The sequence below is a fragment of the Geobacillus sp. E263 genome, from assembly GCF_007197795.1.
GTDB lineage: Bacteria > Bacillota > Bacilli > Bacillales > Anoxybacillaceae > Parageobacillus_B > Parageobacillus_B toebii.
On record NZ_CP041632.1, the window covers coordinates 1,563,659 to 1,585,063 of the forward strand.

General features: G+C 43.9%; 23 protein-coding genes, 1 other RNA gene and 2 pseudogenes. 18 read left to right on the forward strand and 8 right to left on the reverse strand.

All coding sequences use genetic code 11. The features are described from left to right. Positions 1 to 52 precede the first annotated feature (52 nt). Entirely contained in the window at positions 53 to 151 is a 99-nt protein-coding gene (locus FNL97_RS08135; protein ID WP_073967981.1) for a YjcZ family sporulation protein, read from the forward strand. A gap of 35 nt (positions 152 to 186) precedes the next feature. Further along, the gene (locus FNL97_RS08140; protein ID WP_143415418.1) at positions 187 to 339 is read left to right on the forward strand and encodes a YjcZ family sporulation protein; all 153 of its coding nucleotides are present in this window, start codon (positions 187 to 189) and stop codon (positions 337 to 339) included. A 293-nt stretch (positions 340 to 632) separates the two neighbouring features. On the opposite strand, the gene FNL97_RS08145 is transcribed toward FNL97_RS08140, so the two are convergent. From FNL97_RS08145 to FNL97_RS08160, 4 genes are all read right to left on the reverse strand, one after another. Next, positions 633 to 2,000, reverse strand: coding sequence for an MATE family efflux transporter (locus tag FNL97_RS08145; protein WP_062677712.1), 1,368 nt, complete (start codon positions 1,998 to 2,000; stop codon positions 633 to 635). A gap of 95 nt (positions 2,001 to 2,095) precedes the next feature. Further along, complete coding sequence (locus FNL97_RS08150) at positions 2,096 to 2,752, reverse strand: TatD family hydrolase (RefSeq protein ID WP_143415420.1); 657 nt, start codon at positions 2,750 to 2,752, stop codon at positions 2,096 to 2,098. Further along, positions 2,745 to 3,929 carry an alanyl-tRNA editing protein gene (locus FNL97_RS08155; protein ID WP_143415422.1) on the reverse strand — a complete coding sequence of 395 codons (1,185 nt, stop codon included), beginning with the start codon at positions 3,927 to 3,929 and terminating at the stop codon, positions 2,745 to 2,747. The genes FNL97_RS08150 and FNL97_RS08155 overlap by 8 nt, the downstream gene beginning before the upstream one ends. A 164-nt stretch (positions 3,930 to 4,093) precedes the next feature. Beyond that, positions 4,094 to 5,257 carry a tetracycline resistance MFS efflux pump gene (locus FNL97_RS08160; protein ID WP_015864029.1) on the reverse strand — a complete coding sequence of 388 codons (1,164 nt, stop codon included), beginning with the start codon at positions 5,255 to 5,257 and terminating at the stop codon, positions 4,094 to 4,096. A gap of 356 nt (positions 5,258 to 5,613) precedes the next feature. Here FNL97_RS08160 and ilvA point away from each other — a divergent pair, with 356 nt between their 5' ends. Next, positions 5,614 to 6,822 carry a threonine ammonia-lyase gene (gene ilvA / locus FNL97_RS08165; RefSeq protein WP_097354572.1) on the forward strand — a complete coding sequence of 403 codons (1,209 nt, stop codon included), beginning with the start codon at positions 5,614 to 5,616 and terminating at the stop codon, positions 6,820 to 6,822. A gap of 40 nt (positions 6,823 to 6,862) precedes the next feature. Here ilvA and FNL97_RS08170 read toward each other — a convergent pair whose 3' ends face one another. After that, positions 6,863 to 7,114, reverse strand: coding sequence for a DUF6154 family protein (locus FNL97_RS08170; RefSeq protein ID WP_062754754.1), 252 nt, complete (start codon positions 7,112 to 7,114; stop codon positions 6,863 to 6,865). A 30-nt stretch (positions 7,115 to 7,144) separates the two neighbouring features. Between FNL97_RS08170 and FNL97_RS08175 the strand changes: the two are divergent. Beyond that, positions 7,145 to 7,570, forward strand: a pseudogene (locus FNL97_RS08175) (GNAT family N-acetyltransferase); the annotation flags it as partial. A 45-nt stretch (positions 7,571 to 7,615) separates the two neighbouring features. Here the strand turns inward: FNL97_RS08175 and FNL97_RS18380 are convergent. From FNL97_RS18380 to FNL97_RS08185, 3 genes are read right to left on the reverse strand one after another with little or no spacing between them, the layout of a single operon-like run. Then, a complete protein-coding gene (locus tag FNL97_RS18380; protein ID WP_269766142.1) occupies positions 7,616 to 7,750 on the reverse strand; it encodes a hypothetical protein in 135 nt (44 codons plus the stop codon). A gap of 5 nt (positions 7,751 to 7,755) precedes the next feature. Then, the gene (locus FNL97_RS08180; protein WP_015864024.1) at positions 7,756 to 8,004 is read right to left on the reverse strand and encodes a hypothetical protein; all 249 of its coding nucleotides are present in this window, start codon (positions 8,002 to 8,004) and stop codon (positions 7,756 to 7,758) included. Between the two features lie 19 nt (positions 8,005 to 8,023). Beyond that, on the reverse strand, positions 8,024 to 8,461 hold the full coding sequence (locus FNL97_RS08185) for a flavodoxin family protein (protein ID WP_143415423.1): 438 nt from the start codon (positions 8,459 to 8,461) through the stop codon (positions 8,024 to 8,026). Positions 8,462 to 8,616: 155 nt separating this feature from the next. Here FNL97_RS08185 and FNL97_RS08190 point away from each other — a divergent pair, with 155 nt between their 5' ends. The 14 genes and pseudogenes from FNL97_RS08190 to FNL97_RS08255 all read left to right on the forward strand — a co-directional run bounded on the left by FNL97_RS08190 (position 8,617) and on the right by FNL97_RS08255 (position 21,370). After that, complete coding sequence (locus FNL97_RS08190) at positions 8,617 to 9,261, forward strand: TetR/AcrR family transcriptional regulator (protein ID WP_143415425.1); 645 nt, start codon at positions 8,617 to 8,619, stop codon at positions 9,259 to 9,261. Positions 9,262 to 9,407: 146 nt separating this feature from the next. Beyond that, positions 9,408 to 10,550 carry an acyl-CoA dehydrogenase gene (locus FNL97_RS08195; protein ID WP_015864021.1) on the forward strand — a complete coding sequence of 381 codons (1,143 nt, stop codon included), beginning with the start codon at positions 9,408 to 9,410 and terminating at the stop codon, positions 10,548 to 10,550. A 61-nt stretch (positions 10,551 to 10,611) separates the two neighbouring features. Next, positions 10,612 to 12,246 carry an AMP-binding protein gene (locus FNL97_RS08200; protein WP_143415427.1) on the forward strand — a complete coding sequence of 545 codons (1,635 nt, stop codon included), beginning with the start codon at positions 10,612 to 10,614 and terminating at the stop codon, positions 12,244 to 12,246. Positions 12,247 to 12,321: 75 nt separating this feature from the next. After that, a complete protein-coding gene (gene accC / locus FNL97_RS08205) occupies positions 12,322 to 13,674 on the forward strand; it encodes an acetyl-CoA carboxylase biotin carboxylase subunit (protein WP_143415429.1) in 1,353 nt (450 codons plus the stop codon). 22 nt (positions 13,675 to 13,696) lie between these two features. Beyond that, a complete protein-coding gene (locus FNL97_RS08210) occupies positions 13,697 to 13,909 on the forward strand; it encodes an acetyl-CoA carboxylase biotin carboxyl carrier protein subunit (RefSeq protein WP_015864019.1) in 213 nt (70 codons plus the stop codon). A 13-nt stretch (positions 13,910 to 13,922) separates the two neighbouring features. After that, positions 13,923 to 14,822, forward strand: a complete 900-nt coding sequence (locus FNL97_RS08215) for a hydroxymethylglutaryl-CoA lyase (protein WP_143415431.1) — start codon at positions 13,923 to 13,925, stop codon at positions 14,820 to 14,822. Positions 14,823 to 14,839: 17 nt separating this feature from the next. Continuing rightward, entirely contained in the window at positions 14,840 to 15,622 is a 783-nt protein-coding gene (locus FNL97_RS08220) for an enoyl-CoA hydratase (RefSeq protein ID WP_143415433.1), read from the forward strand. A gap of 11 nt (positions 15,623 to 15,633) precedes the next feature. Further along, complete coding sequence (locus tag FNL97_RS08225) at positions 15,634 to 17,196, forward strand: acyl-CoA carboxylase subunit beta (RefSeq protein WP_143415434.1); 1,563 nt, start codon at positions 15,634 to 15,636, stop codon at positions 17,194 to 17,196. An 87-nt stretch (positions 17,197 to 17,283) separates the two neighbouring features. Further along, positions 17,284 to 17,475, forward strand: a non-coding RNA gene (ssrS, locus tag FNL97_RS08230) — 6S RNA. Between the two features lie 175 nt (positions 17,476 to 17,650). Then, a complete protein-coding gene (locus FNL97_RS08235; RefSeq protein WP_143415436.1) occupies positions 17,651 to 18,091 on the forward strand; it encodes a MarR family winged helix-turn-helix transcriptional regulator in 441 nt (146 codons plus the stop codon). A gap of 4 nt (positions 18,092 to 18,095) precedes the next feature. Then, on the forward strand, positions 18,096 to 18,734 hold the full coding sequence (locus tag FNL97_RS08240; RefSeq protein WP_062677700.1) for an HlyD family secretion protein: 639 nt from the start codon (positions 18,096 to 18,098) through the stop codon (positions 18,732 to 18,734). Positions 18,735 to 18,744: 10 nt separating this feature from the next. Then, positions 18,745 to 20,439, forward strand: a complete 1,695-nt coding sequence (locus tag FNL97_RS08245; protein ID WP_143415438.1) for a DHA2 family efflux MFS transporter permease subunit — start codon at positions 18,745 to 18,747, stop codon at positions 20,437 to 20,439. Between the two features lie 420 nt (positions 20,440 to 20,859). After that, positions 20,860 to 21,086, forward strand: a pseudogene (locus tag FNL97_RS18715) (transglycosylase domain-containing protein). A gap of 68 nt (positions 21,087 to 21,154) precedes the next feature. Continuing rightward, the gene (locus FNL97_RS08255; protein ID WP_062677696.1) at positions 21,155 to 21,370 is read left to right on the forward strand and encodes a DUF6501 family protein; all 216 of its coding nucleotides are present in this window, start codon (positions 21,155 to 21,157) and stop codon (positions 21,368 to 21,370) included. Positions 21,371 to 21,405 lie beyond the last annotated feature (35 nt).

The following is a 21,405-nucleotide window of genomic DNA, read 5'->3' on the forward strand; positions in this document are numbered from 1 at the left end:
TTGCCATCCAAATGAATAGTCTACTAGTACAAAAGTGAAGGAGGTGCTCATGATGGGTGCAGGTTACGGTGGAGGATTTGCGTTAATCGTTGTCTTGTTCATCTTGTTGATTATTGTTGGATGCGCATGTATTGGTGGTTGGGGGTACTAACCGCTCGTTAAATTTAACATAAGGAGGTGCATACTATGTCATTTGGTTATGGTTTTGGCGGCTGGGGCGGCTGCGGCTTCGGCCATGGCTATGGCTTTGGCTATGGCGGGTTTGGTCAAGGCCGTAGTTTCGTGCTAATCGTCGTCTTGTTCATCTTGCTTATTATTGTCGGATCAGCATGGTTCTAATTGCCGGCTAGATAACACATGACAATCGGGAAGAAGCCGATCAACGGCTTCTTCCTCATTTTATTTTTACGAAAGACTTTTCGAGATCACCAATATAACGTTAGTGGTCGAGAATTACGCCGTCTGCGATGATTATTGTAAATAAGAAGAACGTGAACTAGAAAAAGCGAAAATATTGAAATAAGCATAAATGAAAAAGAGGCTTCCGCACAGCCTCTTTTTCATATGAACAAATCCGTTTCATTCTCTCTTCACCTTTCACAAATATAATAATGGAGAATGCCGGCTTTTTTTCATCCGTTTTCATTATGATGAACATGCTTGTAGCGGCGCTGGACATAGAGAAGGCGGAAAAAGAGGAATATCGCCCCAGAAGCTAATCCCGCAATCAGCCCAATCCAATATCCAAACGCTCCGAAAGAAGTGAAATTGGCAAGCGTATAACCGAATGGCAGCCCAATGCACCAATACGAAACGAAAGCGGCCCAAAATGTAGCGTTGACATCTTTATATCCTCTAAGCGCGCCTTGAATCGGAGCAGCTACGGCATCCGAAAATTGAAAGAAAATCGCATATAGTAAAAATTGCTCCGTCAAAAATAGCACATCTTGTTCGTTCGTATAAATTTTGGCAATATCCCCGCGGAAAAAATAAAGCAAAAGCGAAGTAACAATCGCTGTTGATACTGCCATTCCAATGCCGATAAAGCTATATTGTTTCGCATCTTGATAACGATTCGCTCCAACTTCAAAACCAACGGCGATCGTCAATGCTGTAGAGATGCTTAATGGGATCATATAAAGAAACGACGCGAAATTCATTGCGCTTTGATGAGCGGCGATCGTCGTTGTATGAAACTCGCTCATCAACAATGTGACAGCGGCGAAAATGCTCGTTTCAAAAAAAATCGCAAAACCGATCGGAAGCCCGATTTTTAATAGTTTTTTCCACGTAGCAAAAGAAATACGATAAAAACGCTCGAATAGGTTAAAGCGATCAAATCGCTGAAATCGGCGGACGATGATGACCGCTATAAAAAACGAATACCAATATGTGATCGTCGTTGCATAACCAGAGCCGACACCGCCGAGCTTCGGAAAGCCAAATTTTCCATAAATGAGTAAGTAGTTAAACAAAATGTTAATAGGAAGTGCCGTTAATGTGATAAACATCGTAATTTTCGTCTGGCCAAGCGCATCAATAAAACAGCGCAGAACGTAATAAAGAAATAACGGGATTATGCCAAATGAAAGGGCGATTAAATAATCATAAGCAACTTGTTGTACTTCTGCTTCTAAATTCATGTGATTCAAAATCGGATTTAAGGCGGCGGCACCGCCAGCGATGATGGCTAGGGAGATCACAATCGCTAAATACATCGTTTGGATCACCACATGAGGAATTTGCTCGTACCGCTTTGCTCCGAAATGTTGAGCGACAATTGGCGTCAGAGCGAGTAAAATGCCGCTCATTCCTGTAAAAATCGGAACCCACAAACTTGATCCAATGGCGACTCCTGCTAAATCACTTGAACTGGCATGTCCTGACATCGTAACGTCAGCAAAGTTCATCGCATATTGACCAACTTGAGTAATAAAAACGGGTAGAAAAATATGAAGCAGCTGTATGATTTTCTCTTTGTGTGTCATCGTTTGCTGCATCAAAACCGCCTCTTTTCCAATAAAGTTGCACTATCCATATAGATTACGAAAAAAATCGGAAAGAAACAATCATTTTGTTTTTAATAACGATTATATTATTTAGTCACACATTGTTCTAAATGCAAAATCGGAATGATCGCAATAAAAGATATATCCGTCTCTAAAAGCAATTGTTTGATTGGCACACGGGACAAAAGTTTTTGGTCCCGCGTGCGATAACAAACTTCAGGAGTGATTGAAATAAAGTAGCCGCATGCTACAATTCTCTCAATGATCGCCGGCTCCGCTTTCAACCAGTGAAAGTGAGCCTTTTTTATCTTATTTTTCTGCAATATATGTAAAGCAGTTGAAGCTTTGTCGTAAACCGCGTGTATTGCTAGCGGTAATGAGGCCGCAGCAGCAGTACGAACGATTTGTTCAAAGAAATCGCGATAATCAGAAAATCGTAAAACAGCTTCAGCAGAATAATAAGGAAGACCGACTTCTCCAATAGCAGAAAGATGTGGGCGTTCGATCTGAAGAAGACGAAGCCATTCTTCCCATTCTAATGATGATGGAAGAGGCTGTTCGGGATGAAACCCAATCGCCACATAAATGAAATCAGGAAATTTTTGTTTTAGTTCGAGCGTCCGATAGCTGGAACGAAGATCGGTCGAAACGGCCACTACCGCGGCAATTCCTGCTTCTTGCCATTTTTTTATCTCTTCTTCGATATCGTTATATTGATCTAAATGAAGGTGGGCATCAATCACTAGCAATCACCTTTGTTATTTCCGTTTCTAATAAGCGAATAAATGTGTGCATGTCATGGAGCGAAGAAAATGTTGCTTGTGCTTGACGATCACTTCCTCCTCCTTTTCCATTCACTGCTTCTAGCTTTTGCTTCAACCATTGGCCGACGTGCAGTGAAAGGGAAGGAGCTTTGATGATGACGATGCGATGCTCCAACAAAGTCGCTAAAACGGCCGTTTTATGGTAACGATTTGCAATTTTGTTGGCAATTGCTTGCAAATCTTTTAACGTATATTGCTCATAGATGCGAATGATCACCTTTTCTGCTTGCTGTGCCGCTTTCTCTGCTTCGATATCGTACATCACTTCTTTACATTGTTGCAACTGTTTTTGTAGTTCTTTCTTTTCGTCCTCCCATTTTGCAAGCACGTCTAACAGCATATCCCGGTTTGTTCCAAATTGTTGGGAAACGGTAGTAAGAATACGATGGGAAATGCGATAATCGCCAAGAGCACGTTTGCCGCAAACAAATGACAGGCGCGTCATTCCGCGATGACGTTCTGTTTTCAGCAGCTTAATGATCCCGATTTCTCCTGTACGCGATACATGAGTTCCGCAGCAGGCTGAGACATCGACTCCTTTGATTTCGACGACGCGAATATTCCCTTCGATATCGGGAAACTTCCGAAACGGAATTGTGTGTGCTTCTTCTTTTGTCACATAGTACGTTTCTACAGGAATATTGGCGTAAATAAGTTCGTTGGCGCGATTTTCAATGGCGGTGAGCGCTTGCTCGGATAAAGAAGGAATGTTTAAATCAATCGTTACTACATCAGTGCCCATATGAAAACCGACCGTATGGGCGTCAAAAAGCTCTATGCAAACAGCGGATAATAAATGTTGCCCGCTATGTTGTTGGGTATGGTCGAGACGGCGAGCCGCATCGATTTGGCAATGAACGGTGGATGTTTTAGGCAAGGAAGGGAGACAATGATACACTTCCTCGTTTTCTTCAAATACTTCTAATACACGCATTCCTTCAATCGTTCCGCAATCGGAAGGCTGTCCGCCGCCTTCCGGATAAAATGCTGTTTCGGCTAATGTGACGATATATGTATCCCCGTCTCTACGAGCGCTTGTTATTGTTGTTGTCCATTCGCTTGTTGCTGGAGAAGTGTAATATAATTTTACGGTCATTGTCATTCTTCCTTTCCCGACATGGTCTGCTTTTATCTTACCAATTTTTATAGCGATTGCCTACTTTTGCACGGTTTTTAACTTACAAACAAAGAAGGAAGTGTCCTTATATTTTAATTACACTATGTTCTAAATAATCAACCAAAAAAGAGGGAGCTTCCCTCTTAAGACGAAACTTGCTGTGACTGTTTTGCAAAAACATGATAAAGGATCAACGCGAAACAGGATAATACAATACCTGCTAAGTATGGAAGTTCGATCATTGTTGTAAACATCTGTCCGGCAATTGGAGGTCCGATGATGCGCCCAAGGGAGTCAAACGAAGAAAGCAATCCGGTAGCACGCCCTTGGCCGCTTGATATATGTTTAGTAACTAGCGAGGATACACAAGGGCGGATGACACCGTTTCCGATGCCAAAAATCGATAAAAATATAGCGGCGGTCAGGAAGTTGTGAACGAATAAAATGAGGGCAAATCCAACGGCTGATACAATGATTCCGCCTTGAATGACGCGGCCTTCACCAAATTTTTGAATTAGTTTTCCAATGAGCCCTCCTTGGACAATCGCACTTGCAAGCCCCATAATCATAAAAATATAGCCTAATTGCGAGGAATATAATTCTGCGCGTTTTGCTGCGTAGTAAGCGAATGTTGCTTCTAGCCCAGCCAATGAAAAAGTAATAAGCCATTGAAGAAGGTACAGAAATAAAAGCGGCCCTTTTAGTATGTACCATATCGGTTCTTTTGTTTTTAAAGTTGCCGGTTGTTTTTCTTTTGTCAATGATTCTTTCAAAAAAAGAAGCACGAGACATGCGGTAACAGCGGATAGTGTTCCTGAGATAAAGAAAGGAATATGCAAATTTATTTTCGAAAAAATGCCGCCAATCGCAGGACCAAAAATAAATCCAAGACCGGTAGCGGCGCCGATAGCCCCCATTGCTTTTCCACGTTCTTGCGGTGTCGTGACGTCAGCAACGTAAGCCATTGCGGTAGGAATCGTAGCTGCTGATAGCATCCCGCCGATAATACGGGCGATAAATAACATCGTAAGTGTTTTTGACACGGCAAACAAAAAGAACGAGAGCGACAATCCGGCGATGCCGATGAATAAAATTGGTTTTCGCCCGTAACGGTCGGACATCTGGCCCCAAAATGGAGCGAATAATAGTTGCATCAAAGAGTACGTTGCCATTAGCAGTCCTAATTGCGTAGGAGTGGCACCCACTTCTTCTGCTAAAAAGGGAAGAACCGGGATGATAATGCCAAAACCAGACATCACCAAAAACATAACGGCAAATAAAAGAGAAAGAAAATTAGCCTTTTTCATATTGTTACCTCCGATCGTTCATACTTCTTTATCATAATGAAGTTTATGGGAATTTGCAAAACATTCTAGGAGGAAGCGCACGAGAAACATCCTAACATTGCATCATATTATTGGAGAGATAGGATTTGCCTCGATTAGGAACGCATTGGGCAGATTTTTAATTTCTGTATTGGGGTGATGGATGGAGTCAGTATATTCGGCTTGCTTGCGTCATGATTAGGATTTCCTTTCTTTTTATAGCACATTTAAAAAAAGATGAAAAGTTATATTGGGGTATAGTTTGTAGACAAACTACTGTTTTATGTATAATTATCAGGGGCAACTTTGAAATGAATGATAGCTAGGTGATGAAAACGATGTTAACATTGAACGATGTTTTAGAGGCAAGGGAAAAAATGAAAGGGATTGTTCATCAAACTCCGCTTGAGCATTCCCAAACATTTACCAATCTTTCTGGCAATGAAGTATACATGAAGCTCGAAAATTTGCAAAAGACGGGATCGTTTAAAGTGCGGGGATCATTTAATAAAATTATGTCGTTAAGCGAAGAGGAACGAAAGCGCGGGGTGATTGCCGCTTCAGCTGGAAACCATGCTCAAGGGGTCGCCTACTCCAGCGGCATGATCGGTATTCCATGTACGATCGTCATGCCCAAAGGAGCGCCGTTAAGCAAAGTGGAAGCAACGAAAGGTTATGGAGCGGAAGTTATTTTACATGGCGACGTATTTGACGAATCGCTTGAGTGTGCGTTCGAATTGCAGCGGCAGCGAGGAGCGACGTTTGTTCATCCGTTTGATGATTTAGCGGTCATGGCAGGCCAGGGAACGATTGGCTTAGAAATTATCGAACAGCTCCCGGATGTCGATGTTGTCCTATGTCCGGTTGGGGGCGGCGGACTTCTTGCCGGATTGGCATTTACATTAAAACAGTTGAAACCATCGATTCAAGTATATGGAGTCGAATCGTCTGCTTGTCCTGGAATGACGGCGGCGCTCCGTCATAAAAAGCCAATAACCATTACTTCTTCTGATACGATTGCCGATGGCATCGCGGTGAAAAAACCAGGAAATATTACGTATCAATATATTGAAAAATATGTCGACGGCGTCGTCTGTGTCGAGGAAGCGGAAATTTCTCGAACGATGCTATATTTATTGGAACGTAACAAGCTGCTGGTCGAAGGTTCTGCGGCGTGTCCGCTTGCGGCGCTATTGTATCAAAAATTTCCATTTACTAGAAAAAAAGTTGTCACCATATTAAGTGGGGGCAATGTCGATGTCACCCTCATTTCACGAATCATTGAACGCGGGCTCGTCGAATCTGGACGGTTTGTGACATTTACGACTGTTATCTCCGATAAGCCTGGTCAGCTCAATAAACTGTTGCGAATTATCGCCGAATTGGAAGCAAACGTTATGTCGATTCACCATCAGCGCATCGGAGCAAAAGTGTTGCCGGGGCAGGCAGAAATTCATTTCTCTCTTGAAACAAAAAATCAAGATCATATCCAGCAAATTCATCAAGTATTATTGAAAGAAGGATATGACGTCGAGTTTCTCCAATAACATCAAGGGATGGCGCAGGCACGCCATCCCATCTTGTTTTTCAATGAACATTTGGCATATCTCGCAGTTTTGTTTGTCCGATTCCATCATGTGCCATTTTCGCTTTTAGGCTTTCAAGAATGTAAAGCCCCACCATCCCCATTAATTCCTCATCGGTCATTTCTTGAATGAGCTGCAGCAAATCATTGCGGTCGAGCTCTTCCAAAATCGACATCGTCATCACTTCCGCATCTTCTTCATCACCTGTGAGTCGGTTTTTATAGTATTCATATAGCTCATCAACAAATTTCATTCGTTTTTCCTCCATCTGGATGAATACGCAAACGAATACGCGAACCAAATGGATTACTCTATAGAAATTAAAAAGGCCACGCTGGAGGACGTAGATCGCATTATCGAGCTGCGGCAACGCATCGCTGAATTCGCCCCACTGCCCCAAGAACGAGAGAGCCTTGCAAAAAGTTTAGAGACAAAGACAGGAAGAACGTATTACATTGAGCAAGATGGTAATATGGTCGCTTCTGCGTCCACGACGGCAGAAAATTCGCTATCCGCGATGATTGTCGGCGTCTGTACCGATGAGGCGCATCGACAAAAAGGGTATGCGAGCGCCATCATGACAAAGTTGATTCAAGATTTGATTTCGGAAGGGAAAACATTATGTTTGTTTTATGATAATCCGCAAGCAGGCAGCATTTATAAACGCCTTGGTTTTCGCGATATCGGTACATGGACGATGTATCTCTAGAAAAGGCGGGTTTACTTGACTAAGAAGTAGACCCACCTTTCATGGTTATTGCCCGTCCGCTCCGTTTGGCGTAACCCGGCGAATATGCTGGTCGCCTTTTTCTCTCATCGCCTTTGCCTTGTCGTTAACAAGCTGTTTTTGGTCGACCAACGATGATGGAGTTTGTTTTTTGTTTGCCATATTGATCACCTCATTTGTGATGATTTTGCTCGTTGAATAAACATTTCAGCATCCTCAATTAATCCACATGCGCCGCATTGCACGCGATAGCTTGGGCCACGGTAAGGAAGATGGAACGGTTCTAACGCATCGTTTGTATATTCTTGTTCAATTTCACCGGTTTGCGGATTGAGTTTTACCGCTTTGGGCTGCTGCTCGATTAAATGAAAGCGAGTTCGGTTCGTTTTACAGTTTGGACATAGCATCGGTTCCAAATGAAACCACCTCCCACCCTTATTTTTTTGAAAAGCCGCCGTGATTATGTATGAAATGGTGAAAAAATATTCCATATGCCATGGAGGAATCACCGCCGCAAATGATGACAAAGGCTTTTTTCTTTTTCATTTCCTCTTTAAAAGAAAAACGCGTATCTCGCAAACTTTGTGACCAGCGATCGATAAATTGCTTCATATGCCCGCTCATTCCATACCAATAGATTGGCGTCGCAAATATAAGCACGTCATGCTGGAGAACGAGTTCAATGATTTGATCATAATCGTTGGCAACTGTCGTAAATCCTTCTGGAACATGGCGTTTGTCGACAATCGGCTGAATCAAAAAGTCTCTTATATTGATACGGGTGGAGGAGACTCCTTCCAAAATAACGTCTGTCAGCTGTTCGGTATTTCCGTTTTCTCTTGAACTGCCATTTAACACTAAAATTTTTGCCATCGTATCCATCCTTTCTTTTCCAATCATATGATGATAAACGATAGTTGACATTTCCAGCAACCATTCCGTATTTTATAATTAAATGAAATTAATAGGTAAAAAATATTTTATTTTTTCAGAAAATAGTGGTAATATAAAAGCAAAGGAGACTTTCCATGGCAGAAAAAACATTAAGAGATCGAATTATCGATACTGCTCTTCATCTATTTGAAAAATACGGCTATCATGGTGTGACGGTTGATCGGATTGTGACGGAAAGCAACACGTCTAAAGGTGGTTTTTATCATAACTTCAAGTCAAAAGACGAGCTTCTTTATCACATTCATGACGTATTTATTACCTATGTGTTGAATAAAGCGCAAGAAGCGTACGAAAACTACACCACTTCGACAGAACGCTTATATGCAATTATTCAGTCATTTGTAAAAGTGTTTCATTTATATAAGCCACATATTACTGTTTTTTACCAAGAAAGCACGTATTTAAAACCGGAATATTCCGAGAAAATCAACCGAAAACGCGATGAGTTTAAGGAAGTGATTTTCCGCGTTATCCGCGAAGGAATAGAGGCTGGGGAGTTTCGTTCCGAGTTATCGGTAGAGATTACGGGAATGTCCATTATCGGCATGGTGAACTGGACATACAAATGGTATAACCCAGACGGTCCGATGACCATCGAACGAATCGCAAACTACTTTGCTGATTTTATCTTGCATTCCATTTTGACGGAAGAAGCAAAGCGGCGTCCACAAATATCGAACTTTTTCATCAAGCCGTTTTCCGGTTCATTTTCAAAATAAAATTTTTTAAAAAATGAGAAAAGGGTCAACGCTTTTTCATACACAAATCAAACCAACTAGTCGGTCTTAATGGTTAAGTGTTTTATTTCCTCTTTAAAAACCGACTAGTCGGTTCAAAGATAAATCTATGAAATGGGGGAGAGAAGATGAATTTTGAACTAACAAAAGAACAACAAATGATTAAAGAAATGGTTCGTGAGTTTGCGGAGAAGGAAATTGCACCAAACGCGGCGAAATGGGATAAAGAAGCGTATTTCCCTGTTGAAGTTTTTAAGAAGATGGGCGAGTTAGGACTTTTAGGAATTCCGTTTCCGGAAGAATATGGCGGCGCCGGCGGAGATACGATTTCATATGCGATAGCCGTAGAAGAAATCGGCCGCGCATGCGGCGGGACTGGATTAAGTTATGCTGCTGCGGTTTCCCTAGGAGCAAGTCCGATTTATTACTTCGGCACGGAAGAACAAAAACAAAAATGGCTTGTACCGATGGCAAAAGGAGAAACGTTGGGCGCATTTGGGCTAACTGAACCAAATGCTGGGTCTGATGCGGGAGGAACGCGGACGACAGCGGTATTGGATGGCGATGAGTATGTCATCAATGGAGAAAAATGCTGGATCACAAATGCAGAATACGCACGACAAGTCATTGTTACCGCCGTGACAGGAAAAGACGAACGGGGCAAAAACATCATTTCCGCAATTATCGTTCCAACGGACACTCCAGGATTTACGATCCGTTCAAACTATGACAAAATGGGCGTCCGCGCCTCGAATACGTGCGAATTAGTGTTTGAAAACGTACGTGTGCCAAAAGAAAATGTTCTCGGAGATCCGAAAAAAGGCTTTAAGCAATTTTTATATACGCTGGATGGCGGACGCATTTCCATTGCTGCGCTAGCGGTTGGCATTGCCCAAGCGGCATTTGAGAAAGCGCTTCAATATGCGAAGGAGCGTGTCCAATTCGGTCAGACTATTTCAAAATTTCAAGCAATACAATTCAAGCTTGCTGATATGGCGATGGAAATTGAGCTGGCGCGCAATATGGTGTATAAGGCAGCTTGGTTAAAAGACCAAGGGAAACCGTTTACAAAAGAAGCGTCATTCGCAAAACTGTTCGCTTCGGAAATGGGATTCCGCGTTTGCAATCAAGCCATTCAAATTCACGGAGGCTATGGGTATATGAAAGAGTACGGAGTCGAGCGCCATTTACGAGACATCAAACTGATGGAAATCGGAGAAGGTACGTCAGAAATTCAACGTCTTGTTATTGCCCGTCAACTTGGATGCTAAATACCGGGAAATGCGCATAAGGTAGAAATGAACTTGTACGAAAAAGGGGAGGAAACGGTTTATGTTGACGGTCACGGTGGGGAAGTTGTTGGAAGAAAAAGCAAAGCTGCATCCAGATCATGAAGCGGTGGTGTACGCAGACCGCGGCTTAAGAATGACGTACAAACAATTTGATGATTATTGCCGTCTTGTTGCGCGAGGATTCATGAGGCTGGGAATCGAAAAAGGAGAACATGTTGCGATTTGGGCGACCAATGTGCCGGAATGGCTTGCATGTCAGTTTGCCACAGGAAAAATGGGCGCAGTGCTTGTCACGGTAAATACGAATTACCGTGCGGCAGAGCTGGAATATTTATTAAAACAGTCTGATTCTACAACCCTTCTTTTGATTGAACAATATCGCGATTCCTCCTACATCGATATCCTTTACGAAATTGTTCCGGAGTTGCGTGAATGCGTACCTGGGCAATTACAGTCAAAACGGCTTCCAAAATTGAAAAACGTTATCGTGATCGGTGATAAGCGTTACCCAGGTATGTATACGTGGAACGATATTCTCGCAATGGCGCATGAGGTGACGGAAGAACAACTCGATGAACGGATGAACTCGCTTGATCCGCATGATGTCATCAACATGCAATACACCTCAGGAACAACAGGATTCCCAAAAGGAGTTATGCTCACCCACTACAATATTGTCAACAACGCTTATAACATTGCGCAATGTATGAAGCTGACAAAAGAAGACCGGCTTTGCATTCCAGTGCCATTTTTCCACTGCTTCGGATGCGTGCTCGGTACATTGGCGTGCGTCTCGGTCGGCGCGACGATGGTGCCGATTCAGGAATTCAATCCAAAACAAGTGCTTCAAACGGTCCAAGACGAAAAATGCACCGCACTGCACGGGGTGCCGACGATGTTTATTGCGGAATTAAACGACCCTGATTTTGAAAAATACGATTTATCATCGCTTCGGACTGGAATTATGGCTGGCTCACCTTGCCCGATTGAAGTAATGAAAGCGGTCATGGAGAAAATGGGGGCGAAGGAAATTACGATCGCATACGGGCAAACGGAGTCATCGCCGGTTATTACGCAAACGAGAACAGACGACCCGATTCACCTTCGTGTCGAAACAGTCGGACGTGCGCTTCCAAATGTGGAAGTAAAAATTGTCGAGCCTGGGACAAATAAAGAAGTGCCGCGCGGCGTGCCAGGGGAATTGTGCACACGCGGTTACCATGTAATGAAAGGCTATTACAAAAATCCAGACGCGACAAAAGAAGCCATTGATGAAGATGGATGGCTGCATACCGGCGATTTAGCGGTGATGGATGAAAACGGATATTGCCGCATCACCGGCCGTCTAAAAGACATGATTATTCGTGGTGGAGAAAACATTTATCCGCGCGAAATCGAAGAGTTTTTATACCAACATCCAAAAATTTTGGACGTTCAAGTCGTTGGTGTACCAGATGAAAAATACGGTGAAGAAGTGATGGCATGGATTATTTTGAAAGAAGGGGAAACAGCGACGGCGGAAGAAATTCGCGAGTTTTGCCGCGGAAAAATTTCCCGTCATAAAATTCCGCGCTATATCGAATTTACTGATTCGTATCCAATGACAGCTTCTGGAAAAATCCAAAAATTCAAATTGCGGGAAATGGCGAAGCAGCGTCTTAGATTAACCAATTAAACAGCTGCCGTCAAGCGGCGCTTCTTGTGTGAAGCACCGCTTGACAATAAAACGATGACGTAAAGGGTGGATGTGATGTTTTCGAAAGTATTAATTGCCAATCGCGGGGAAATTGCAGCGCGTGTCATTCGTACGTGTAAAAAATTGGGGATTCAAACGGTTGCCGTTTATTCGGAAGCGGATGCCGATTCGCTCCATGTTCAATGGGCGGATGAAGCGTATCTTATCGGTAAGCCGCGCGTTAGTGAAAGCTATCTAAATATCGAGAAAATTATCGAGGTTGCGAAAATGACGAAAGCGGAAGCAATCCATCCAGGGTATGGGCTGCTGTCGGAAAATCCGGAATTTGCTCGCCGTTGTGAAGAAGAAGGAATTGTCTTCATTGGGCCGAAAGCGGATGTGATCGCAAAAATGGGAAGTAAAATTGAAGCGCGAAAAACGATGGAAGAAGCTGGCGTTCCGATCGTTCCAGGCATTTCGTTTCCGCTCAAAGATATCGATGAAGCGGCGAAAACAGCAGAAAAAATTGGCTATCCAATTATGTTAAAAGCTTCCGCAGGCGGCGGCGGCATCGGCATGCAAATCGTACGCAATGAAGAAGAGTTGCGCAAAGCTTTCGAAGGAAATCAAAAGCGCGCTGCTTCATTCTTTGGCGATGGTGCGATGTATTTAGAAAAATATATCGCCAACCCTCGCCATATCGAAATCCAGCTTCTCTCTGATGAACATGGAAACTGCATTTATTTATGGGAGCGCGAATGTTCGATTCAGCGCCGTCATCAAAAAGTCATTGAAGAAGCACCATCTCCGTTTTTAGATGAAGAAACGCGGCGGAAAATGGGGGAAACGGCAGTAAAGGCGGCGAAACATATCGGGTATACAAACGTGGGGACGATTGAATTTTTAGTCGATGAGCAAAAAAACTTTTATTTTCTTGAAATGAATACAAGATTGCAAGTTGAACATCCGGTAACAGAAGAAATTACCGGTCTTGATTTAGTCGAGGAACAATTGCGCATCGCCGCGGGGGAACCGCTTCGTTATAAACAGGAAGACATTCGCCGCGACGGCCATGCGATAGAAGTGCGCATCTATGCGGAAGACCCGAAAACGTTTTTCCCATCTCCGGGGAAAATCACGGCCTTTGTGCTGCCGCAAGGTGAATACGTGCGCAATGAAACGGCGGTGCAAAGCGGCATGACGGTCACGCCGTTTTACGATCCGATGATCGCCAAACTGATTACAAAAGGAAACGACCGCCAAGAAGCGATCGAGCGCATGGTAGAAGCGCTAAACAACTACCAAATTGAAGGAATTAAAACAAACATTCCAATGCTAAAAGATGTGCTTTCCCATCCTGCGTTTCAAGCGGGAGACACAACAACCAACTTCGTAGAAAAACACTTGCAAACAACAACGACAAAATAAGAAGAAATGGGGGAAGAAAATAGTGAGTCAAGTAGTCGCATCAATGGCAGGAAGTGTATGGAAAATTGTCGTATCGGTAGGAGACAAAGTAGAAGAAGGGCAAGATGTCATCATTTTAGAGTCGATGAAAATGGAAATTCCGGTCGCCGCTGAATCTTCCGGGGTCGTTAAACAAATTCATGTGCAAGAAGGGGACTTCGTCAACGAGGGCGATGTGCTTCTCGAACTAGAGTAAGAGGTGAAATGCAATGAGCAAATGGCCAAAGCAAGTTACGATTAAGGAAGTCGGTCCGCGCGATGGCCTGCAAAATGAAAAAACGGCAATCTCGACAGAAGATAAAATCGCCTGGATTAATCAATTGTCCAAAACCGGACTCACCTATATCGAAATTACTTCATTTGTCCATCCGAAATGGATTCCGCAACTTTCGGATGCGTTGGAAGTAGCGATGAGAATTGAACGGGCACCAGGCGTGACGTACGCCGCGCTCGTTCCAAATCAAAAAGGATTGGAAAAAGCGCTGGCGGCACAAGTGGATGAGGTCGCGGTTTTTATGTCGGCGAGCGAAACGCATAACCGCAAAAATATTAATAAATCGATTGAAGAAACGTTTCCGGTGCTAGAAGAAGTGGTTCGAGCAGCGAAACAAGAAGGGAAAACCGTACGTGGCTACGTATCGACCGTATTTGGCTGTCCGTATGAAGGAAACGTATCGGTCGAACAAGTCATTCGCGTTTCTGAACGTTTGTTTGACATGGGAATTGACGAGCTTTCTTTGGGCGATACCATTGGTGTCGCTACGCCAAAGCAAGTACAAGAGCTGCTTAAAATCGTCTTAAAGCGGTTCCCAAAGGAAAAGCTTGCGATGCATTTTCATGATACGCGCGGCACGGCGCTAGCGAATATCCTTATTTCGCTCGAGATGGGGATTACCACTTTTGACAGCTCTCTCGGCGGGTTAGGAGGATGTCCATATGCACCGGGCGCATCAGGAAATGTGGCGACCGACGATTTAGTATATATGCTTCATGGCATGGACATTGCCACGGGAATTGACGTCGGGCGTCTTGCGGAAGCAGCGCTGTTCATTCAAGAGAAAATCGGCCGCCCGCTTTCAAGTCGTTACTTGCAAACGATTTCTACGTAAAAAGGGGGCAATCATATATGTCAGAACTTGTTCAATACACGGCACTGGAAAACGGGATTGCGATCATTAAGTTAAACCGTCCTGAATCGGCAAATGCGCTATCGATGGCATTGTTATATGAATTATCGCATCTTCTTTACGACCTCGCTTTCCGGCGGGACGTTCGCGTTGTCATTTTTACCGGAGCAGGTGAAAAAGTATTTTGCGCTGGAGCTGATTTAAAAGAGCGTGCAGGCATGAACGAAACGGAAGTACGCAAAACGGTGGCGCTGATTCGTGAAACCATTAATCAAATAGAACAGCTCCCGCAGCCGGTGATTTGCGCGCTAAATGGTTCCGCGTTTGGCGGAGGGCTTGAGCTTGCGCTTGCGTGCGATATTCGCGTTGCCGCAGACACGGCGCAGCTTGGTCTTACGGAAACATCGCTTGGAATCATTCCTGGTGCAGGAGGGACGCAGCGGCTTCCGCGCCTAATCGGAAAAGGGAAGGCGAAAGAATTAATTTTTACAGCAAAACGCATAACCGCTAAAGAAGCGGAACAAATCGGTCTTGTAGAATACGCCGTACCGCGCGAGCAATTGATGGAAAAGGCGATGGAAATCGCCGAACAAATCGTAGTGAATGCGCCAATCGCCGTCATGCAAGCGAAAATTGCGATCAACCGCGGTTTAGATGTTGATTTAGCGACAGGATTGCGCATTGAACAAATGGCATATGACATCACGATTCCGACGAAGGATCGTCTGGAAGGATTACAGGCGTTTAAAGAAAAACGGAAACCGGTCTACAAAGGGGAATAGGGGGAAGGCACATGCAAACAAACGATGTGATGAACAAGCAAAACAAAACACTTACAGAGCAATTGACGGAACGAATCAAAAAAATCGAACAAGGAGGCGCTCCAAAATATCACGAGAAAAACGCCGCACAAGGGAAACTGTTTGTCCGTGACCGCTTAAAATTATTGTTGGACAACGGACTGGAATTTGAAGACGCCCTCTTTGCGAACTGCCTAGCTGATGGACTTCCTGCCGATGGCGTTGTTACAGGAGTCGGAAAAATTAACGGTCAAACGGTATGTGTAATGGCGAATGACTCTACGGTGAAGGCAGGTTCATGGGGAGCGCGCACCGTTGAAAAAATTATTCGTATTCAAGAAACCGCAGAAAAGCTTCGCTGCCCTATTCTATATTTAGTGGACTCTGCTGGCGCGCGCATTACTGACCAAATCGAAATGTTCCCGGGCCGGCGCGGTGCAGGAAGAATTTTTTATAACCAAGTGAAATTATCAGGAAAAGTGCCGCAAGTCTGCCTCTTGTTTGGGCCGTCTGCAGCTGGCGGGGCTTATATTCCAGCGTTTTGCGATATCGTCATTATGGTGGAAGGAAACGCGTCGATGTATTTAGGTTCGCCGCGCATGGCGGAAATGGTGATTGGGGAAAAAGTAACGCTCGAAGAAATGGGCGGCGCTCGCATGCACTGCACTGTTTCTGGATGCGGGGATGTGCTCGTAAAAACGGAAGAAGAGGCAATCGCCTACGCCCGCCGTTATTTATCGTACTTTCCAGCAAACTACAGCGAAAAACCGCCAGTAGCGGAAGCGAAACCGCCGAAAGCATTTGAAAAGACGATTGAAGAGATCATTCCGGAGAACCAAAACGCTTCGTTTAATATGTACGATCTCATTGAGCGCGTGATCGACGAAGGATCGTTCTGTGAAATTAAGAAGCTGTTCGCGCCGGAATTAATTACAGGATTGGCGCGCTTAAACGGACAGCCGATCGGGATTATCGCCAATCAGCCGCGCGTAAAAGGCGGTGTCCTGTTCCATGATTCTGCTGACAAAGCGGCAAAATTCATCACTCTTTGCGATGCGTTTAACATTCCGCTTCTCTTTTTAGCGGACATTCCTGGGTTTATGATCGGGACAAAAGTCGAGCGCGCCGGAATTATTCGTCATGGCGCGAAAATGATTTCAGCAATGTCGGAAGCGACTGTCCCGAAAATTTCCATTATCGTGCGGAAAGCGTACGGTGCCGGACTTTATGCGATGGCAGGGCCGGCGTTTGAGCCAGATTGTTGCTTAGCGTTTCCAAACGCGCAAATCGCCGTGATGGGTCCGGAAGCAGCGGTAAACGCCGTGTATGCAAATAAAATTGCGGAATTGCCAGAGGAAGAGCGGGCGGCATTTGTTGAGCAAAAAAGAGAAGAGTACCGCCGCGATATCGATATTTACCGCCTCGCATCCGAAATGGTCGTAGACGGCATCATCGCTCCGAATAACTTGCGAGATGAGCTAATTCGCCGTTTTGATGCGTATATGTCCAAGTATATGACGTTTTCGGAAAGAAAACACGGTGTATATCCGGTTTAAAGTTTTAAAGCTAGTTGACGAAAAAATAAATAAATCATCCACTTGCAAAACAAAAAAAGATTTTGTATTATAATAATCACCAAAAATCATCTGCTGCGTTGCACGTTGAAGAATGAAGTTTCAACCGATGGCAATAGAAAGGGAGTTCTATATCGAAACGGGAATGTCATGCCTCCCTACTTTGGTAGGATCGAGGACGACAGGAACGTTTCTGCGAACACCCACCTGGTGGAGTGTGGTTGAGAAACTGCATTCAACCAACGGCAAACGCGGCAATATGCATGTGAAAATGAAAAAGCCGATCTCTTGCATAGAGATCGGCTTTTCTCATGCATGTTTTTAAAATGAAAACAATAGAATTGATTTTTAACATAAACATGTTATAATCATATTTCGTATAGAAATAATTCGTATTGAAATTATTTCTATTAGATACATATAAGGAGGGGGGTTCATGGAAAAACTCAGTCGAGAAATTATGTATTCGGTTTTCCGAATGCAAAAAGCATTGTATCGGCTCGTCCGAGAAGATGCTGCCCGGGTGGGAATTACGGAAGTACAATTAATGATTCTTTATACGTTGTTAAAAAAAGAAAATATTCGTTTAAACGATTTAGCAGAAAAATTAAATTTAAGTAATAGCAATGTCAGCGGTACGGTAGAACGACTTGTCAGCGCTGGGTTAGTAGCGCGTGAAACATCGAAAGAAGATCGCCGTGCTGTTATATTGAGTTTAACCGATAAAGGCAGGCAAAAGATTAAAGAAGCGTTTAATCATGAATCCATCCTTTTGCAACGGCTACGAAAAATAGAGCAAACGATTGATATGGAAGAAATTTTGCAATTTCTTTCAATCCAGCAAAAAATGAAAAATATTTTATTAGGGGAGGAATAAGAAAGTGAACGTAAAACGATTAATCGCGTTAAATATTATCGTTCTCATTTTGCTAGTCGGCGGCGGTTTTGCTGCTTACTATTATCTAAATGAAGTAACAAATTATATTAAAACGGACAATGCGCGTATTGACGGTCAAGCCATTTCTATTGCTTCGCCGTATTCCGGAAAATTGACAAGCTGGTCGGGAAACGTTGGGAAAACGTTTAATAGCGGCGATCAAATCGGTGAAGTATCAGACGGGAAACATAACATTCCGATCACCGTTCCACATCATATGACGATCGTCCAACAAAATGCCGTCGAAAATTCGTTTGTCCCAGCGGGAATGACGTTGGCGCGCGGCTATGATTTAGACGATTTATGGGTGACGGCAAATATAGAAGAAACAGATATTGAAGATGTCAAAGTAGGTCAAGATGTTGATATTTATGTGGACGCCTATCCAGATCGCAAATTTACGGGGAAAGTAGAGAAGCTTGGATATGCGACTGCCAATACGTTTAGCTTGTTGCCAAGTTCCAATAATACAGGCAACTATACGAAAGTGACGCAAGTAATTCCGGTTACGATTTCGATTGACGATGATAACGGGGCGGGGCTAGTACCAGGAATGAACGTCACTGTTCGCATTCACAAGTAGGTGATTGGATATGTCAACGTTTTTAACTGGTTATATTATATTTTCCGTTATCGTTCTCGCCGTTATCAATGTTGCGGTGAGAAGACGAAAAAGCGCACCCGTCCCGCGTGACGCGGAAAAAGCGGAGCTTTCGAACGGCATCATGGTAAATCGTAATATGGAGACCGCTTCGACAGCGGCGCCGCCGCGCCAAGCGGAATTGGCGAATATTGGCGATAGTCGGGCTAAAGTAGTGGCTACGATTATGCTTGGAGCGTTTGTGGCGATTTTGAATCAGACGCTCATTAACGTTGCGCTGCCGCATATGATGAATGATTTCAATGTGGAGACGTCAACGATTCAATGGCTTGTGACAGGGTACATGCTTGTAAACGGTGTGTTGATTCCGATCAGCCCTTTTTTGATCGCGAAGTTTCCTACGAAGAAATTGTTTCTTGCGGGGATGGCATTTTTTGCGATCGGCGCCTTTATTTGTTCAGTCGCTCCTTCCTTCGCCGTCATGCTAACCGGCCGCCTTATTCAAGCGATCGGTGCGGGGATTATTATGCAATTGATGATGGTTATTATGTTAAATATTTTTCCGCCAGAAAAACGCGGAGTGGCAATGGGAACGGTCGGAATCGCGATGATGTTTGCGCCGGCTGTCGGCCCAACGTTATCCGGATGGATCGTTGAACACTATTCGTGGCGCCTTTTATTCTACGTCGTATTACCGATTGCGATAATTGATATTGTGCTAGCTTTTCTTTGGCTGAAAGATACATCGAGAACAGGCAATCCGCCATTGGATCTACGAGGAGCAATTTATTCCACCATCGGTTTCGGCGGTGTGCTATACGGATTTAGTGAAGCGGGAAGCAATGGCTGGGGACAGACGAGTGTAATAGTGTCCATTATCATTGGTGCCATATTCTTGATTTTGTTTACATGGCGTTCGTTAACGGTAGAAAATCCAATTTTGAATTTCCGCGTGTTTAAATATAACGTGTTTACTTTGTCCACCATCATCGGCTGCGTCATTAACATGGCCTTGTTTGCCGCGATGGTGCTGCTTCCGGTCTATTTGCAAAACTTGCGCGGCTTTACACCGCTTGACGCCGGTTTACTGCTCTTGCCTGGCGCGATCGTGATGGCCATCATGTCGCCGATTTCCGGATGGATTTTTGACCGCATTGGCGCGCGGATGCTGGCTATTGTCGGTTTAGTCATTACGGTTGTGACAACATGGGAGTTCAGCAAGCTGACGATGGATACGCCATATAGCCATATTTTGGCGCTTTATATTTTCCGCATGTTCGGCATGTCGATGCTAGGGATGCCGATTATGACGGAAGGGCTCAACGCGTTGCCTCGCCATTTATACAGCCACGGAACGGCGATGGCGAATACGTTGCGTCAAGTAGCGGCATCGTTGGGAACAGCTTTCCTCGTTACCGTGATGTCAAACCGATCGAAGTTTCATGCGGAAAATTACCGCAATGAAATGACCGAAAATAATCCGTTCTTCATGGACATTGTAACGCATCTCAAACAAGTCATTCCAAGCGATGAGGCAATCGCGCAGCTTTTGTATGGCATCGTGCAGCAGCGTTCCGCGATAGAAGGCATTAACGACGCGTTTTTTGTCGCGACAGGGCTCGCGTTTCTCGCGCTTATTTTGGCTTTCTTCTTAAAAGGGAAAAAGAAAAATATTCCGTCCTCGTAACGCGGAAGAAAATGCTGACGCAAAAGGGTCGTTTAATACGTCCTTTTTGCGTCAGCTTTTTTATTAAAGTTTTTCCATTTTGTATTTTTTACTCTAGATCGATCATCATCCCCTTTCCCTTTTTCTATGATCGTTATCCATGATGTACGAAAAATGGGGTGATGTTTCGAATCGTATAAAAGTGAAAGAAAAGGGGGGATTCGGTTGGAACAAAGCCGATGGCAAACGAGAAAAAACAAGAGGAAATCATATTGGAAGAGAGCGGGAATCATTGTTGCTCTTTTCCTTATTGGCAGCTACATTGCCGTTCAAGCGTATATTGCGACTAGAGATATTAGCAAACTTGATCATCCGCTGCCTGCTCCAACCATTATTTATGATCAAAATGGGCGCGTGGCGAGTAAAGTTTCCGCATCCAAGATGGAAGCCGTATCGATAGAGCGCATTCCAAAACACTTTTTAGAAGCGATCATCGCCACGGAAGACCGCCGTTTTTATGATCATGAAGGAATTGATTATTTCGGTATTTTGCGGGCGCTCGTCCACAATATGAAAGCTTTAGAATGGGCGGAAGCACCATTACACAGCAGTTAGCAAAAAACGTGTTTTTAACGAATGAAAAATCGTTGCGTCGCAAATTTAATTGATATTGCAGCCAAATCGAAATATCGTTAAAATGGGAATAGTAATGATGACAGAAAAAGGAGAGTCGAACATGATTCATCGTACTTGGTTAGAACGCCCAACGTTAAAAAAAGTGAAATGTGTACATACAAACGCGGAAAAATACATCGTTAATCATGTGTTAACACCAGGGAAAATATATGAAGTGAAAAACGAAACCGAAGAGTTTTATTTTATTATTGATAATACCGGAAAAATCGGCGGATTTTATAAAGACTATTTCGAGGAAGTACAAGAGGCGAAGTAAGGGCAGGCAAATTCAGCGTTCTATGAATCGTGAGA